This is a genomic window from Knoellia sp. B-D-2, from assembly GCF_057714695.1.
The window spans coordinates 1,151,768-1,167,742 of the sequence record NZ_CM173189.1 but is presented as its reverse complement, the minus strand read 5'-3'; the positions used below and the strand labels follow the sequence as shown (position 1 = coordinate 1,167,742).

The window sequence follows — 15,975 nt, the reverse complement described above, 5'->3', positions numbered from 1 at the left end:
GTGGGGGCAACCGACCCGGCCGGGGACGGGGTGCTGGGCCGCCAACCGAGGTACAACTGGACCGTACGCGTCATCACTCTCTGCGTGGAGGTCGTTGGTGTCAGCAGCCCTGCTCACCCTGAACCCGCACTTCGTCGTCGGCCCCCTCAACCGGCGGATCTTCGGTTCCTTCGTCGAGCACATGGGTCGCTGCGTCTACTCCGGCATCTACGAGCCGGACCACCCGAGCGCCGACGAGCACGGCTTCCGCGGGGACGTCGCCGCGCTGGTCCTCGAGCTGGGGGCGACGATCGTCAGGTACCCGGGTGGCAACTTCGTGTCGAACTACCGGTGGGAGGACGGCGTCGGCCCCCGCGCGGAGCGACCGACCCGCCTCGACCTCGCCTGGCGTTCCATCGAGACCAACCAGGTGGGGACCGACGACTTCCTGGGCTGGTGCGAGCGCCTCGGCATCGAGCCGATGATGGCGATGAACCTCGGCACCCGAGGACTGGCCGAGGCCATCGAGCTGGTGCAGTACACCAATGCCGAGCCGGGGACCGAGGTGGCGGACCGCCGCGGCGCCAACGGCCGCCACGCGCCCTGGGACGTGCGGGTGTGGTGCCTCGGCAACGAGATGGACGGGCCGTGGCAGATGGGCGCCAAGACACCGGAGGAGTACGCCCGCCTCGCCGAGGAGGTCGGCCGGGCCCTCAAGCGGTTCGACCCCACCCTGGAGCTCGTCGCGTGCGGGTCCAGCAACCGCGCCATGCCCACCTTCGGCGCGTGGGAGCGGATCGTGCTCGACCGCGCGTTCGACCACGTCGACCACATCTCCGCCCACGCCTACTACGAGCCCCACGACGGCGACGTCGACTCGTTCCTCGCCAGCGGCGAGGACATGGACCGCTTCATCTCCTCGGTCGTCGCGACGGCCGACCACATCGCCGCCGTCAAGCAGTCCGCCAAGCGGGTCATGGTGAGCTTCGACGAGTGGAACGTGTGGTTCGCGGAGCGCTTCCCGGGTGAGGCCAACCTCGAGTTCGAGGAGGGCCGAGAGCTCATCCGTGACGTGTACTCGGTCCTCGACGCGGTGGTCGTCGGTTCCCTGCTCATCACCCTCATGCGGCACACCGACCGGGTGTCGATGGCCTGCCAGGCCCAGCTCGTCAACGTCATCGCACCCATCCTCACCGTCCCGGGTGGTCCGGCCTGGCGGCAGACGATCTTCCACCCCTTCGCCCTCACCGCCGCGCACGCCCGAGGCGTCGTCCTCAGCGTGGGTGGAGACATCCCGTCCGTGGCCACGGCGGCATACGGTGCGGTCGACCAGGTCTGGAGCACGGCGACCTGGGACAGCGACAGCGGCGCGCTCACCGTCTTCGCCGTCAACCGCAGCCGAACCGAGGGCTGCGACCTCGACCTCGACCTCAGCGCCTTCGGTGACCTCGAGATCCGGGAGCACCTCACCCTCCACGACGACGACCACGCCGCGACCAACACCCAGGACGACCCCGACCGGGTCGTCCCCCGACCGGGACGCAGCGCCATCGATGACGGACACCTGAGGTCCACCCTCGCCGCCGTCTCCTGGCACTGCATCCGCCTCGAAGCCGAAAGGGTCGTCCATGTCCAACCCGCCTGAACCCACGCTGTCGCACGCCGTCGGGCCGACGTCCCCGCCGCTGCTCGAGCAGACGATCGGGGCCAACCTCGACGCGACCGTGGCCAGGTTCGGCGACCGCGAAGCGCTGGTCGACCGCGCCCAGGGAATGCGGTGGACGTATGCCGTCTTCGGCGAGCAGGTGGATCGCCTCGCCAGGGCGCTCGTCGCCGCTGGGCTCGGCCGCGGTGACCGCGTCGGCATCTGGGCGCCGAACTGCGCCGAGTGGACCGTCGTCCAGTACGCCACCGCCAAGGTGGGGGTCATCCTCGTCAACATCAACCCGGCCTACCGCTCGCACGAGCTCGGCTACGTCCTCGCCCAGGCCGGCATCCGCGGTCTCTTCTCGGCGGAGTCGTTCAAGGGCTCGAACTACGTGGTGATGATCGACCAGGTCCGCGGCGACTGCCCCGACCTCGAGTTCGTCTGGGTCATCGGCGACGCGAGCTGGAGCGGGCTGCTCGAGGGCGCCGACGCGGTGAGCGACGAGCGGCTCCAGATGGTCGCGGCCGAGCTCGACCCGCACGACCCCATCAACATCCAGTACACCTCGGGCACGACCGGCTTCCCCAAGGGCGCCACCCTCAGCCACCACAACATCCTCAACAACGGCTACCTCGTCGGTGAGGTCTGCCGCTACACCGAGCACGACCGCATCTGCATCCCCGTGCCCTTCTACCACTGCTTCGGCATGGTCATGGGCAACCTCGCGGCGACGACCCACGGGGCGTGCATGGTCATCCCGGCGCCCGGCTTCGACCCCGCCCAGACCCTCGCGGCGACGGCCGAGGAGAGGTGCACGAGTCTCTACGGCGTGCCGACGATGTTCATCGCCGAGTGGTCCCTGCCCACCTTCGCCGAGTACGACCTGAGCTCGGTGCGCACCGGGATCATGGCCGGCTCGCCATGCCCGGCGGAGCTGATGAAGAAGCTCATCGCGGCCGGCATCGAGGAGATGACCATCTGCTACGGCATGACCGAGACCTCGCCGGTGTCGACGCAGACGCGCCCCGACGACACGTTCGAGCGCAAGGTCGGGACCGTCGGGCAGGTGTGCCCGCACCTCGAGGTCAAGGTGGTCGACCCCGTGACGTTCGAGACCGTGCCGCGCGGCGTGGCCGGGGAGTTCTGGACCAGGGGCTACTCGGTGATGCTCGGCTACTGGGGCCAGGACGACAAGACCGCAGAGGCGCTCGTCGACGGGTGGATGCGCACCGGCGACCTCGCGGTCATGGACGCCGACGGCTGCCTCCAGATCACCGGTCGGATCAAGGACATGGTCATCCGCGGCGGTGAGAACGTCTACCCGCGCGAGATCGAGGAGTTCCTCCACACCCACCCCGACATCATCGACGCCCAGGTCATCGGGGTGCCCGACGAGAAGTACGGCGAGGAGCTCGCCGCGTGGGTCCGGATGCGCGAGGGAGCCGCGCCGCTGACGCCGGAGTCGTTGCGGGAGTTCGCCTCCGGCAAGCTGGCTCACTACAAGATCCCCCGCTACGTCCGGGTCGTCGACGACTTTCCGATGACGGTCACCGGGAAGGTGCGCAAGGTCGAGATGCGCGAGATCACCGCGCAGGAGCTGGGCGTGCGGCCGGGCGGCTGAGCCCGGTCCTGCATACCCCCCTATCGGCGCAGGTCGGCCGGTAGTTTGGGGAGCCAGCGGGTGTCGCCACCCGACCTCCACGGCAGGAGCACATCTCGCATGCGGTACCTCATCGGCGCACTGGTCGTCCTCGCCCTCCTCTTCCTCGCGTGGTGGCTCTTCTCGCGCGGGCAGAAGCAGAAGCTCGAGGAGCAGCGCGCCGAAGCCGCCCGCATCCGGGCCGGCGCGGAGGAGCGACAGGCGGCGATCCGCGGCCAGGAGACCTTCGCCCAGCAGGCCGGCGAGCGTGCGACGCTCGCCCGGCACGAGGCGGAGGAGCGCGCCCGCCAGGCCGAGGAGAGCGCCCGCGAGGCCCAGCGGGTCGAGGAGGACGCCAGGGCCCACCAGGCCGAGCTCGACCGGGCCCGCCTGCAGCGGGACGCCGAGCTGCGTCGCGCCGACGAGCTCGACCCGGACGTCGAGGTGGACAAGAACGACCCCCGCCCCCTGCCGGAGGACCTCGACGACCACGTCCGCCCGCTCGACGAGCCCGTGGGCGACCGTTCGGACGCCGACGGTTCGGACGGCGGCGACCGGGTGGACGCGGGCGGTGCGGATGCGGAACGTGCGGACGCGGACCGTGGGGACGCGGACGTTCGTACTACCCGGGGTGGCGCGGTGGCCACCGGTGCCGGTGCCGCCGCCCTCGGCAGCGCGTACGCCGCGAGCCGTGGGGACGTCAGCGACGACGAGGCCCAGCGCCTCGCCTCCGGTGCTGACTACCGCGACGACGACACCGAGTGGGTCGCGGGCGGCCGGCACGCGCACGATGACGCCGCATTTGCCGAGAACAGCGCGGACGGACGGACCGACCGCGTCGAGCACGCAGAGAGGCAGGGACACGACATGACCGACCACGACGAGGGCGAGGCCCGACACGCGGACGAGGCCGCACCCGACGACGTCGACGCGCCGCGCGACGGGGGCGACGACACGCGTGACGACGCCACGACCGAGCCCGGCGACGGCGACATGGTGATCATCAACGACGTCGAGGACTACGCCTCGACCGAGCCGCTCCCGATGGACGAGCAGACCCCGGTCGACCGCACCTCCGACGAGCCGACCACCGAGGACACGTGGGATGCCGACGCCACGGCCGACCGCGACACCGACACCGACACGGACCGGGACGGCGACAGGGACCGGGACGACGAGCCCGCCGTCGAGCGGGTCTCGGACGAGGACCTCATCGCGGGTGGAACCGACCCGAGCTCGCCCTCCGAGGACGGCGACGCGACCCATTGGCCGGACGGCACCGAGCGGGTCAACGTCGCCGACGACGCGAACTCGGACGCGGACGCGGACGGCGCCGACGACTCTCGCTCGGACGAGGGCTACTCCGCCTCGGACGAGGGGACGCGACGGACCTCCGAGGTCGACGAGATCCGCGACGGCGGCTACGGCGTCGGGTCGGCTGCGCCGCTCGAGGACCGGGCCCAGCCGCGCGACCACCCCGTGCAGGCCTACCGCGACACGATGACCTTCCGCGTCCCGGGTGCGCCCGGCTACGACTCCGCAGAGCCCGACGTGTGGTTCTACGACGAGGACGCCGCCCGCCAGGCCGGCTTCAACCCCTCCGAGGGCTGACCGGCCGGGCTCCCGCCCGCACCCGAAGCCCCGCCGGACCTCGTCCGGCGGGGCTTCGTCAGCCCTGGCGCCGGAGGGCGCTCACCAGTGGCCGCCGCGGCGCTCGTCCTCGGGGTCCGCGACCGGCGCCGCGCCGGCGTCGTCGACCGTGACGTGGCGCTCGGGAGCGAGGTCGGAGAGGTTCGCGACGTCCGACTCGGGCTCGGCCCACGACCCGGTGCGCCCGGCATACGCCTCGGTGGTCGTCTCGGCGGTGCTGCCGTCACGCCACCCCGCGCCGCCGAGCCGGCTGCGCGGAACGGTCTGGTCCACTGGCGTGTCGTCGACCGGTTCGCTGCCGCCGACGATGACGGCGCTGCGGCCGCCGGTGCCGGTCCCGGTCACCGCGGGGGGCCCGTAGTCGTGCGGGTGAGCGGCCGAGGCGGCGTCGGCGCGGTGGCGCAGCACCCAGACGAGGGCGGCGACGGCGACGGCGAGGGCGATCCCGCCGACGATCCACAGCATCGAGTCATCCATGCGACGACCGTAGCCACCACGGGCGCGCGGGGGTGGGATGAGCGACCACGGATCGGGACGCGAGGGTCGCCACGGTCACAGGGTCTGCACGCGTCGGCGGGCGCCTAGTAGGTTCGCGGTCGAATGTCTGTCCCCGGACGAGGAGGTCCCCCCGTGCGCATCGGTGTGCCGTTGGAGTCGTTGGCTGGCGAGACCCGTGTCGCTGCGACCCCGAAGACGGTCGAGCAGCTCATCGGACTCGGGTATGCCGTGTTCATCCAGTCCGGCGCGGGCCGGCGGGCGACGTTCGAGGACGCGGCCTACGTCGCCGCCGGCGCCGACGTCGTGGGCGACGAGGTGTGGAACACCGACGTCATCCTCAAGATCAACGCGCCCGCCCCCGACGAGGTCGACCGCCTCCGCCACGGGCAGACGGTCGTCAGCCTGCTGTCCCCGGCGCTGCGCCCCGAGCTCGTCTCGGCGCTCTCCGAGCGCGGCGTCACGGCGCTCGCCATGGACGCGGTGCCGCGAATCTCCCGCGCCCAGTCGCTCGACGTGCTCTCGTCGATGGCCAACATCGGCGGCTACCGGGCGGTCATCGAGGCGGCGCACGAGTTCGGCTCGGTCTTCACCGGTCAGGTCACCGCCGCGGGCAAGGTGCCGCCGGCCAAGGTCCTCGTCGTCGGTGCCGGTGTCGCCGGGCTGTCGGCGATCGGCACGGCCGGCTCGCTCGGCGCCATCGTCCGGGCGTTCGACGCCCGCAGCGAGGTCGCCGAGCAGGTCGAGTCGATGGGAGCGAACTTCCTCCGCATCGAGGTCGAGGACACCGGGCCGAGCGCCGACGGCTACGCGCGGGAGACCGGCGAGGACTTCAACGCCAAGGCCGCCGAGCTGTACGCCGCGCAGGCCGCGGAGGTCGACATCGTCATCACCACGGCCCTCATCCCGGGCCGGCCCGCTCCCCGCCTCTTCACCGAGGAGATGGTCGCCTCGATGAAGCCGGGCTCGGTCGTCGTCGACATGGCAGCGGCCAACGGCGGCAACGTCGCCGGGTCCGTGGCCGACCAGAAGGTCGTGACGCCGGGCGGCGTGACGATCCTCGGTTACACCGACCTCCCGGGACGCCTCCCCACCCAGGCGTCCCAGCTGTTCGGGACGAACCTCGTGAACCTCCTCAAGCTGCTCACCCCCGAGAAGGACGGGCAGCTCACCCTCGACCTCGACGACCCGGTCCAGCGCGGCATGACCGTGGTGCGCGACGGCGAGGTGCTGTGGCCGCCGCCGCCGGTCCAGGTCTCGGCGGCGCCCGCCGCGACGGCCCCGGCGGCCGTGGCGAAGGAGCCGCGCAAGCCGCGCGACCCGCGGATGAAGTACCTCTGGATGGCGCTCGGGTCGCTGGTCTTCGCCCTCATCGCGTCGGCGTCGCCCGCGGTCTTCCTCGGTCACTTCACCGTCTTCGCACTCGCGGTCATCGTGGGTTTCTACGTCATCTCCAACGTGTCGCACGCCCTGCACACCCCGCTCATGGCCGAGACCAACGCCATCAGCGGGATCATCGTCGTCGGCGGCCTGCTGCAGATCGACTCCGACGACCTCGTCGTCAAGACGCTCGCGTTCCTCGCGATCCTCGTCGCCAGCATCAACATCTTCGGAGGCTTCGCTGTGACCGGCCGCATGCTCGAGATGTTCCGGAAGGACTGAGGCGACGATGACAGCGAACGTGGTCTCTGCGGCATACATCGTCTCTGCCGTGCTCTTCGTCCTCTCCCTCGCGGGTCTCTCCCGGCACGAGAGCGCCAAGGAGGGCAACGCGTTCGGGGTGACCGGCATGGTCATCGCCCTCGGCGCGACCGTCTGGCTCACCCTCTCGCGCTCCGAGCACGCCGTCGCGACGCTGCTCCTCATCGCCCTCGCGATGGCCATCGGTGCCGCGATCGGCCTGTGGCGGGCGCGCAAGGTCGAGATGACCCAGATGCCCGAGCTCGTCGCGATGCTGCACAGCTTCGTCGGCCTCGCGGCGGTGCTCGTGGGCATCAACAGCCACCTCACGGTGGGCGATGCGTCCGACACGGTGCACTCGGTCGAGGTGTTCCTCGGGGTGTTCATCGGCGCCGTGACCCTCACCGGCTCGATCGTCGCGTTCCTCAAGCTGTCGGGGCGGATCTCGTCGTCGCCGCTCATGCTGCCCGCGCGGCACTGGCTCAACCTCGCCGCGCTCGTCGTGTCGACGGGGCTGGCCGTCTGGTACGTGCAGTCGCACTCGCTCGTGCCGTTGCTCCTCATGACGGTCATCGCGCTCGCGTTCGGGTGGCACCTCGTGGCCTCGATCGGTGGCGGCGACATGCCCGTCGTCGTGTCGATGCTCAACTCGTACTCCGGGTGGGCCGCGGCCGCCGCCGGCTTCATGCTCGGCAACGACCTGCTCATCGTCACCGGTGCGCTCGTCGGTGCCTCCGGTGCGATCCTGTCCTGGATCATGTGCCGGGCGATGAACCGCTCGTTCATCTCGGTCATCGCGGGCGGGTTCGGCCAGGAGGTCGTCGTCGGCGACGACAAGGACTACGGCGAGCACCGCGAGATCACCGCGGAGGGCGCGGCCGAGCTGTTGCGCGACGCGTCGTCGGTCATCATCACGCCGGGCTACGGGATGGCGGTGGCGCAGGCGCAGTATCCGGTCGCCGAGCTCACCAAGCGCCTGCGCGACCGGGGTGTCGACGTCCGCTTCGGCATCCACCCGGTGGCGGGACGGCTGCCCGGGCACATGAACGTGTTGCTCGCCGAGGCCAAGGTGCCCTACGACATCGTGCTCGAGATGGACGAGGTCAACGACGACTTCCCCTCCACCGACGTCGTCCTCGTCATCGGCGCCAACGACACCGTCAACCCCTCCGCCGCCGAGGACCCGACCTCACCCATCGCCGGGATGCCGGTGCTCGAGGTGTGGAACGCCCACAACGTCATCGTCTTCAAGCGCTCGATGGCAACGGGCTACGCGGGCGTGCAGAACCCGCTGTTCTTCCGCGAGAACTCGCAGATGCTCTTCGGCGACGCCAAGCAGCGCGTCGACGACATCCTCACCGCCCTCTGACCCCCGCCCCCCGCTTGCGTCTGCGTCGATGGTGAGGTTTCTGACCCATCACGCAGACGCTCCCGTATGCCGCCCGCTTGCGTCTGCGTCGATGGTGAGGTTTCTGACCCATCACGCAGACGCCGGGCAGGCGGGTCGGGTCGTCCACAGGGGGCGCCGGGTCGGTCGGAGGTCCACACGTTCGACCGTCGGGGCTGGTGGAGAGGGCGCCTCGGCACGTTCGCTCGGGTCATGGGCACACACCATCGGCGCACCCAGGAGGTGTCCCGGGACCTCGACGGAGTCGCCACACTGGCGCAGCTGAACCAGGCCGGCGTCACCCGGACCGTGCGACGGCAGATGGTGCGGTCGGGGCAGTGGCGGGCCGTGAACGGCAAGGGTGTGGTGCTGCACACGGGACCGCTGCACGGTGAGCAGGCCTGGCGGGCGGCTCTCCTCCGGGTCGGCCCCGCCGCCAGGCTCGGCGGAATCACCGCCCTGCAGGCCCACGGCCTCCAGGGGTTCGACGAGCCGTTGACCCACGTCTGGGTACCGAAGGGGCACGAGAAGGACCTGCGAGACCTTCCGCCGCAGGTCGTGGTGCACGAGACACGCCGGTGGGGCGAGGGCGACGCCGTGACTGCGGGGATTCCGCGTTCGCGCCCGGCCGTGGCCACGGTGCAGGCCGCACTGTGGTCCGCGTCGCGCCGGCGGGCCGCACTCTGCCTCGTGATGCCGATCCAGCAGCGTCTCGTGCGCCCTCAGGACGTGGCAGCAGAGCTCGACCGGGTCAGGCGCCACGAGTTCCGCTCGATGCTCAGGGCCCTGGCCAACGACGTCATCGGTGGCGTGCACTCCCTCAACGAGCTCGACTTCACGCGGGAGTTCCGGTCCCGAGGGCTGCCGGAGCCGAGCCGCCAGGCCCGCCGCGCCCTGCCCTCCCGCCAGGTCGTCCTGGACGTGTGGTGGGAGGAATTCGGTGTGTGCGTGGAGGTGAACGGGGCGGGGCACGAGCGGCTGGACACGGCGATGAAGGACGAGGTGCGGCTCATCGACCTGCAGGCGTCCGGCGACGCGGCGGTCCCGCTGTCCGTCCTGACCCTGCGCGTGGATCCCGACCGCTTCTTCGAGGCGCTGCGGCGGCTCCTGCGCAGCCGAGGGTGGAGAGGCTAGCTGAGCGAAGCGCGGCGGGAGCAGGCCGGCATACGTCAGCGTCTGCGTGGGTGGTCAGAAACCTGACCAACCACGCAGACGCAAGCGGCCGGGGCCGGGACGAGCGAAAGGTGGGGTCAGGGGGCGGGTTTGCTCGGGACGCTGGAGCGGGCGTCCTCGTGGACGCCGAGCGCGAGGCGGGAGCGCTTGTAGCCGTAGGCGAAGTAGATCCCGAAGCCGAGCGCCATCCAGATGGCGAAGCGGATCCACGTCTCGAGCGGCAGGGTGAGCATGAGGTAGGCGCAGATCGCGGCCGACAGCCACGGCAGCCACGGTGAGAACGGCACCGTGAACGGCCGGTCGAAGTCGGGGCGGCGGCGGCGCAGTACGGGCACGGCGAGCGACACGAGGAAGAACGCCGTGAGCGTGCCGATGTTGATCATGTACTCGAGCTTGCCGATCGGCGTCAGCGCCGCGGTGAGGGCGACGAGGAGACCGATGCCGACGGTGATCTTGACCGGGGTACCGGTGCGGGCGTTGGTCTTGCCCAGGCTCGCCGGCAGCAGCCAGTCGCGCGACATGGCGAAGACGACCCGCGAGCTGCCGATGAGCAGGGTCATGACGACGGTGGTGAGACCGGCCACGGCGCCCGCCGCGATGAGCGTCGCGTAGCCCGGCTTGCCGACGTCCTCGAAGACCTTGGCGAGCGACGCCTCCGGCGAGAGCTGGTCGTAGCGGACCATGCCCGTCATGACGATGGCGACGGCGCAGTAGAGGATCGTGCAGATGAGCAGCGAGCCGAGGATGCCCTTGGGCAGGTCCTTCGCGGGGTTGCGCGCCTCCTCGGCGGTCGTCGCGACGACGTCGAAGCCGATGTAGGCGAAGAAGACGAGGGAGGCGCCGGCGAGGATGCCGCCGATGCCGAACGCCGACGGGGTGAGCCCGAAGAGCGTCTGCAGGAGCGGCGCCTCGAGCGTCGACCCCGCGCCCTCCGTGGGCACCGCTTCGGGGATGAAGGGCGTGTAGTTTGCGGTCTTGATGAACCCGATGCCGGCGACGATGACGAACAGGACGATGAAGACCTTCACCGCGACGAGCGCAAGGTTGACCCGCATCGACTCCTGGATCCCGATCGAGACGAGCACCGTGAGCACGGCGACGAGCAGGAAGGCCGGAAGGTCGAACGACGAGCCGTAGGCGACCGACTCGGGGATGGTGATGTCCAGGCGGTCGAGGAGCACCCCGAGGTACGCCGACCACCCCTGGGCGACGACGGCCGCGCCGAGCATGAGCTCGAGCAGCAGGTCCCAGCCGATGATCCAGGCGACCAGCTCGCCGAGCGTCGCGTAGGAGAACGTGTACGCCGACCCCGAGACCGGGATGGTGGACGCGAACTCGGCGTAGCAGAGCGCCGCGAGCCCGCAGCAGATCGCGGCGATGACGAACGAGATGAGGATGGCCGGGCCGGCCAGCGTGTGGGCCGCGCGCCCGGCGACGGTGAAGATCCCGGCCCCGATGACGACGCCGACACCGAAGACGGTGAGGTCGAGCGCGCTGAGGCGTTTCTTGAGCTGGTACTCCGGTTCGTCACCCTCGGCGATGGACTGCTCGATCGACTTCGTCCGCCACACGCTCATGGCCTGCCCTTCCTCCTGCTGCGACTGCGGATCGGGCGGATGACCGGGATCTCTCCCGTGTCGGCCGTCCGTGAGGCCCGGACCAGGTCAGGGCTCTGGTACAGCGTTTCGTGCGGCGGCTCGATGTCGTGCCGGTCCCGCACAGGATTGCGTATGCCGGGGGTGCGGCGAAAGGGGTCATCTCGCCATCCGCCGTCCGCGCGGGCCGTCGTCGTGTCCTCCCAGCCCCCGTCCCAGTCGTCGTCCCAGCGGGAGCCGGTGGGTCCGCGGCCGTGGGGGCCGCCGGGGCCACCGCCGCGCGGGCCGTCGTCGTCCAGGCCGCCGTCCTCGTCGTCGTCCCCGTCGTCGTCGACGTCGAGCCAGACGTCGTCGGGGTCGACCGCGCCGTCGGCGCCGAAGAGCACGGTGCAGATCGCGCGGTAGTGGTCCTCGGCGTCGGGGACGTACTCGATGTGCCCGAGCGCCTGGTCCTGTCCGGCCGACTCGAGCAGGAAGGTGCCGTAGCCGATGATCCGGCCGAGCAGCGACCGGTCGAAGGTCATGTCCGTGACCTTGGTCAGCGGCATCATCGCGACCTTGCGCCGGATGAACCCGTAGAAGAGGAGGAAGCGCTTGTCGGTCGCGACGAACCAGTCGCGGCGCCAGTTGAGGTAGCGCCACAGGAGGTACAGCGAACCGGCCAGCGCGGCATACCAGAAGAGGTTGGCGAGGAACGCGCCGCCGCGAGTCTGCGGGGCCTCGGCCTCGACGAAGGTCGCGAGGAAGAGCAGCCCGACGAAGAGGGCGATCGGGCGGACCAGCGAGAACCAGTGCTGCCGGACCACGGTGACGACCGTCTCGCCGCGGACCAGGTAGCGCTCCAGCTCGCGGTCGAGGCGCCCGGCCGCCAAGGTCAGCTCCGGGCGATCAGGGAGTCGAAGAACCGACCGATGTTGCCGACGCCGTTGGTGACGACGTCCCACGCGCTGCCGACCATGTTGGCGGCGTCGGTGGGCGAGGTGAAGATCGCGTAGAGCAGGAAGATGACGAGGAGCCACGTGACGATCTTCTTGATCGGGGGCATGGTCACGTCGGCTCTCTCTCGGGGTCAGGCCCGCGCGGGAGGTCTCGCACGGGTGCACACTGCAGTACCCATGATGACGGATGTGACTGGTGTGACTGGTGAGGCCACCTTCGGCGTGTCGGAAGAACCCGCGGCGAGCGGCCCGCAGTCAGACGACGCCGTAGAGGCGGTCGCCGGCGTCGCCCAGCCCGGGGACGATGTAGCCGAGCTCGTTGAGACGCTCGTCGATCGAGCCGGTGACGAGCTGGACCGGCACGCCGGCGTCGGCGAGGGAGGACTCGAGGTGCGAGATGCCCTCGGGCGCCGCGAGCAGGCAGACGGCGGTGATGTCGTCGGCGCCGCGCTCGAGGAGGAAGCGGATCGCGTCGACCATCGAGCCCCCGGTCGCGAGCATCGGGTCGAGGACGTAGACCTGGCGGCCCGAGAGGTCGTCGGGGAGGCGGTTGGCGTAGGTGATCGCCTCGAGCGTCTCCTCGTTGCGCTGCATCCCGAGGAACCCGACCTCGGCGCTCGGCAGCAGCCGCACCATCCCCTCGAGCATCCCGAGCCCCGCGCGCAGGATCGGCACGATGAGCGGCTTGGGGTTGGACAGCTTGATGCCCGTCGTCGGCGCCACCGGCGTCTCGATCTCGAACGGCTCGACCCGCACGTCTCGGGTCGCCTCGTACGCGAGCAGCGTCATCAGCTCCTCGGCCAACCGGCGGAACGTGGGGGAGTCCGTCCGCTTGTCGCGCAGGTAGGTGAGTTTGTGTGCAATCAGCGGATGGTCGGCAACGTGAACGCGCATGGGCGAAACTTACCGCGTGAGCCCCACTCCCGGACCCGCGTCCGCTCCGCCCCGTCCGGAGTATGCCGGTGCCATGCGTCGCGCCCTCGACCTCGCGTCCGTGGCCGGTGACGCGGGCGACGTCCCCGTCGGTGCCCTCGTGCTCGGTCCCGACGGTGCGGTCCTCGGGGAGGGCTGGAACCAGCGGGAGATCGACGCTGACCCCACCGCGCACGCCGAGGTCGTGGCCCTGAGGGCGGCCGCCCGCGCCACGACCTCGTGGCGCCTCGACGACTGCACCCTCGTCGTCACCCTCGAGCCGTGCCCGATGTGCGCCGGCGCGTCGATGCTCGCCCGGATCTCGCGGATCGTCCTCGGCGCGTGGGACCCGAAGCTCGGCGCGACCGGGTCGGTGTGGGACGTCGTCCGCGACCGGCGCGCGACCCACCGGATCGAGGTCGTCGGCGGGGTCCTCGAGGACGAGTCGTCGCGCCTGCTGCTCGACTTCTTCGAGGCGCGCCGGTGACCGACCTCCTCTCGGCGCTCCTCGACCAGCCGCCGTGGCTCATCCTCGCGGTGAGCGGACTCGTCGTGTTCGGCGAGTGCGCACTGCTCGTCGGCATGGTCCTGCCCGGCGAGACCGTCGCCGTCCTTGCCGGCGCCGCGGCGGCCCTGGGACGCACCTCGATCGTCAGCGTCCTCGTCGTCGTCCTGCTCGCGGCGCTCGCCGGTGACACGGTCGGCTACGTCGTGGGCCGCCGGGTGGGTCACCGACTGCACCGACGCGTGAGCCACCCCGGTCGGCGCCAACGACTCGAGGACGCGGAGGCGCAGCTGCGCACCCGCGGGGGCTGGGCCGTCGTCCTGGGTCGCTGGACGCCGTTCGTGCGCTCGGTGATGCCCTCGCTGGCGGGGATGTCGGGCATGCCGTACCTGAAGTTCCTCGGGTACGACCTGCTGGGCGCAGGGTCGTGGTCGGTCATCAGCGTGCTCGCGGGGTACGGCGCGGGGATGTCGTACGAACGCGTGGTCAGCTGGTTCGGCACCGTGGGCGCGGTCCTCCTCGGGGGCCTCCTCGTGGCCGTCGTCGCGACGTGGAGCTGGCGGCGCACCGCCGGCCTCGACCGCCCCTGACGGCCACGCGCGGACGCCCGGGTCTCACGGGATCCGGAGGTCGCCCTTCGGGTGCACCCGGAGCCAGCGGTAGCCGTACCCGTCGAGGACGACCTCCAGCGACCCGTCCCTCGTGGCGACCTCGCCACCCGAGAGCAGGTCGGCGAGCTCGACGTCCCCGTCGGACACCCACGACGAGAGGTCGAGGCTGACGGTGCGCGGTTCGGCCCCGAAGTTGTGGACGGCGATGACCGCCGCCTCACCCGTGGAGCACTGGTGCGCGAGCACCTGGTGGTCGGGTTGGGGCAGCACGGTGAGCTCGCCCCACCCGAGCTCGGGGCACGAGCGGTAGGTCTGGGTCAGGTGTCGCATGAAGCTCCACAGCGAGTCGGGGTCCATGCGCTGGGACACGACGTTGACGTGCTCGGGGCCGAAGCCGTCCGTGGTGGGCCGTCGGACGAGCCGGTGCGGGGGCGCCGTCGAGAAGCCGCCGGTGGGTCCGTCGGTCCACTGCATCGGTGTGCGGACCGCGTGTCGCCCCTCGCCGGCGAGGTCCTCGCCCATGCCGATCTCCTCGCCGTAGAAGAGCGTCGGGGTGCCGGGCAGCGAGAACATCAGGCTGTAGGCCATCCGGATGCGGCGCGGGTCGCCACCGAGCATCGGCGGGAGCCGGCGCTTGAGTCCGCGGTCGTAGATCTGCATCTCGGGCTCGGGCCCGAACGCCGCGAAGACCTCCTGGCGCTCCTTGTCCGTGAGCTTGTCGAGGGTGAGTTCGTCGTGGTTGCGCACGAACGTCGCCCACTGGCAGCTGGGGTGGATGTCCGGCCGGTCGAGGAGCGCCTTGGCGAGGGGACGGGCGTCCTCCCGAGCGAGCGACAGGTAGAGCTTCTGCATCCCGATGAAGTCGAACATCATGTGCAGCTCGTCGCCGGCGTCCCCGCCGAAGTACTCGCGCTGCTGCTGGTGCGGGAGGTTGACCTCGCCGAGCATGATCGCGGAACCGTTGCGCCGGTTGATGAACGCCCGCAGGTCCTTGAGGTGCTGGTGCGGGCTCACGGCCGCGGCGACCTCGTCGCCACCCTCGGTGCCCGGGCCGCTCCTGCCCTTCGTGCCGCCCTTCGCGGATGCGCCCGACGACGCCACGGCGGTCTCGACGTCCTCGACGAAGAACGGGACGGCGTCCACGCGGAAGCCGTCGATGCCGAGCTCGAGCCAGAAGCCGGCGATGCGCGCGATCTCGTCGCGGACCGCCGGGTTGGCGACGTTGAGGTCGGGCTGGTGCGAGTAGAAGTGATGGAGGTACCACTCGCCGGTACGGTCGTCGAGGCTCCAGATCGACGTCTCCTTGTCGGGGAAGACCACCTCGGCGCTCGTGTCCGGTGGCGCGTCGGAGCGCCACACGTACCAGTCGCGCTTGGCGGAGCCGGTGCTGCGCCGGGACTCCCTGAACCACGGGTGGGCGTCGGAGGTGTGGTTGACGAGCAGGTCGGTGATGACGCGCAGCCCGCGGTCGTGGGCGGTGCGGACCACCTCGACGAGGTCGCCGGCGGTGCCGACGCGGGGGTCGACCCCGTAGAAGTCGCTGACGTCGTAGCCGTCGTCCCTCTGCGGGCTCGGGTAGAACGGCATGAGCCAGATGCAGGTCACCCCGAGCTCGGTGAGGTAGTCGAGGCGCTCGGCGAGCCCGTGGAGGTCGCCGGTCCCGTCGCCGTCGGAGTCGTAGAAGGTCTCGACGTCGAGGCAGTAGATGACCGCGGTCTTCCACCACTGGTCGCTCGTGTCCGTGATGCGCATGGTCAGGGTCC

14 protein-coding genes are annotated in these 15,975 nt (G+C 70.9%); 8 read left to right on the top strand and 6 right to left on the bottom strand.

Annotation, left to right across the window (positions count from 1 at the left end):
• Positions 1–97: 97 nt before the first annotated feature.
• The 3 genes from arfA to AC3EU2_RS05610 all read left to right on the top strand — a co-directional run bounded on the left by arfA (position 98) and on the right by AC3EU2_RS05610 (position 4,877).
• On the top strand, positions 98–1,624 hold the full coding sequence (gene arfA, locus AC3EU2_RS05620; RefSeq protein ID WP_488178730.1) for an arabinosylfuranosidase ArfA: 1,527 nt from the start codon (positions 98–100) through the stop codon (positions 1,622–1,624).
• On the top strand, positions 1,608–3,248 hold the full coding sequence (locus AC3EU2_RS05615; RefSeq protein ID WP_488178729.1) for an AMP-binding protein: 1,641 nt from the start codon (positions 1,608–1,610) through the stop codon (positions 3,246–3,248). Before arfA ends, AC3EU2_RS05615 begins: the two co-directional genes overlap by 17 nt.
• Before the next feature lie 99 nt (positions 3,249–3,347).
• Positions 3,348–4,877 (top strand): sunset domain-containing protein, encoded by a 1,530-nt coding sequence (locus tag AC3EU2_RS05610; RefSeq protein WP_488178728.1) that lies wholly within the window; start codon positions 3,348–3,350, stop codon positions 4,875–4,877.
• A gap of 81 nt (positions 4,878–4,958) precedes the next feature.
• Here the strand turns inward: AC3EU2_RS05610 and AC3EU2_RS05605 are convergent, their stop codons facing one another.
• On the bottom strand, positions 4,959–5,393 hold the full coding sequence (locus AC3EU2_RS05605; RefSeq protein WP_488178727.1) for a hypothetical protein: 435 nt from the start codon (positions 5,391–5,393) through the stop codon (positions 4,959–4,961).
• A 153-nt stretch (positions 5,394–5,546) separates the two neighbouring features.
• On the opposite strand from AC3EU2_RS05605, the gene AC3EU2_RS05600 reads away from it, so the two are divergent.
• The 3 genes from AC3EU2_RS05600 to AC3EU2_RS05590 all read left to right on the top strand — a co-directional run bounded on the left by AC3EU2_RS05600 (position 5,547) and on the right by AC3EU2_RS05590 (position 9,612).
• Positions 5,547–7,073: a Re/Si-specific NAD(P)(+) transhydrogenase subunit alpha gene (locus AC3EU2_RS05600; RefSeq protein ID WP_488178726.1), complete on the top strand. Its 1,527-nt coding sequence runs from the start codon at positions 5,547–5,549 to the stop codon at positions 7,071–7,073.
• A 7-nt stretch (positions 7,074–7,080) separates the two neighbouring features.
• A complete protein-coding gene (gene pntB, locus AC3EU2_RS05595; protein ID WP_488178725.1) occupies positions 7,081–8,460 on the top strand; it encodes a Re/Si-specific NAD(P)(+) transhydrogenase subunit beta in 1,380 nt (459 codons plus the stop codon).
• A gap of 231 nt (positions 8,461–8,691) precedes the next feature.
• Positions 8,692–9,612, top strand: a complete 921-nt coding sequence (locus tag AC3EU2_RS05590; protein ID WP_488178724.1) for a hypothetical protein — start codon at positions 8,692–8,694, stop codon at positions 9,610–9,612.
• A gap of 116 nt (positions 9,613–9,728) precedes the next feature.
• On the opposite strand, the gene AC3EU2_RS05585 is transcribed toward AC3EU2_RS05590, so the two are convergent.
• The 4 genes from AC3EU2_RS05585 to upp form a co-directional block, all read right to left on the bottom strand.
• Complete coding sequence (locus AC3EU2_RS05585; protein ID WP_488178723.1) at positions 9,729–11,228, bottom strand: amino acid permease; 1,500 nt, start codon at positions 11,226–11,228, stop codon at positions 9,729–9,731.
• Positions 11,225–12,118 (bottom strand): PH domain-containing protein, encoded by an 894-nt coding sequence (locus tag AC3EU2_RS05580; protein ID WP_488178722.1) that lies wholly within the window; start codon positions 12,116–12,118, stop codon positions 11,225–11,227. Before AC3EU2_RS05580 ends, AC3EU2_RS05585 begins: the two co-directional genes overlap by 4 nt.
• Before the next feature lie 2 nt (positions 12,119–12,120).
• Positions 12,121–12,297: a hypothetical protein gene (locus AC3EU2_RS05575; protein ID WP_169744268.1), complete on the bottom strand. Its 177-nt coding sequence runs from the start codon at positions 12,295–12,297 to the stop codon at positions 12,121–12,123.
• 142 nt (positions 12,298–12,439) lie between these two features.
• Positions 12,440–13,078, bottom strand: a complete 639-nt coding sequence (upp, locus tag AC3EU2_RS05570) for a uracil phosphoribosyltransferase (protein WP_488178721.1) — start codon at positions 13,076–13,078, stop codon at positions 12,440–12,442.
• 73 nt (positions 13,079–13,151) lie between these two features.
• Here upp and tadA point away from each other — a divergent pair, with 73 nt between their 5' ends.
• Together tadA and AC3EU2_RS05560 are read left to right on the top strand one after the other, a co-directional pair.
• Positions 13,152–13,583 (top strand): tRNA adenosine(34) deaminase TadA, encoded by a 432-nt coding sequence (tadA, locus tag AC3EU2_RS05565; protein ID WP_488179445.1) that lies wholly within the window; start codon positions 13,152–13,154, stop codon positions 13,581–13,583.
• Positions 13,580–14,191 (top strand): DedA family protein, encoded by a 612-nt coding sequence (locus AC3EU2_RS05560; RefSeq protein ID WP_488178720.1) that lies wholly within the window; start codon positions 13,580–13,582, stop codon positions 14,189–14,191. The genes tadA and AC3EU2_RS05560 overlap by 4 nt, the downstream gene beginning before the upstream one ends.
• Positions 14,192–14,215: 24 nt before the next feature.
• On the opposite strand, the gene AC3EU2_RS05555 is transcribed toward AC3EU2_RS05560, so the two are convergent.
• Positions 14,216–15,964 (bottom strand): alpha-amylase family protein, encoded by a 1,749-nt coding sequence (locus tag AC3EU2_RS05555; RefSeq protein WP_488178719.1) that lies wholly within the window; start codon positions 15,962–15,964, stop codon positions 14,216–14,218.
• Between the last annotated feature and the right edge of the window lie 11 nt (positions 15,965–15,975).

Excerpts from the sequence above, each read along its gene's own strand:
- tadA (WP_488179445.1), top strand. The coding sequence starts at position 13,152 with ATGCGTCGCGCCCTCGACCTCGCGTCCGTGGCCGGTGACGCGGGCGAC.
- AC3EU2_RS05610 (WP_488178728.1), top strand. The coding sequence starts at position 3,348 with ATGCGGTACCTCATCGGCGCACTGGTCGTCCTCGCCCTCCTCTTCCTC.
- upp (WP_488178721.1), bottom strand. The coding sequence starts at position 13,078 with ATGCGCGTTCACGTTGCCGACCATCCGCTGATTGCACACAAACTCACC.
- AC3EU2_RS05605 (WP_488178727.1), bottom strand. The coding sequence starts at position 5,393 with ATGGATGACTCGATGCTGTGGATCGTCGGCGGGATCGCCCTCGCCGTC.
- AC3EU2_RS05615 (WP_488178729.1), top strand. The coding sequence starts at position 1,608 with ATGTCCAACCCGCCTGAACCCACGCTGTCGCACGCCGTCGGGCCGACG.
- AC3EU2_RS05585 (WP_488178723.1), bottom strand. The coding sequence starts at position 11,228 with ATGAGCGTGTGGCGGACGAAGTCGATCGAGCAGTCCATCGCCGAGGGT.
- AC3EU2_RS05590 (WP_488178724.1), top strand. The coding sequence starts at position 8,692 with ATGGGCACACACCATCGGCGCACCCAGGAGGTGTCCCGGGACCTCGAC.
- AC3EU2_RS05555 (WP_488178719.1), bottom strand. The coding sequence starts at position 15,964 with ATGCGCATCACGGACACGAGCGACCAGTGGTGGAAGACCGCGGTCATC.
- pntB (WP_488178725.1), top strand. The coding sequence starts at position 7,081 with ATGACAGCGAACGTGGTCTCTGCGGCATACATCGTCTCTGCCGTGCTC.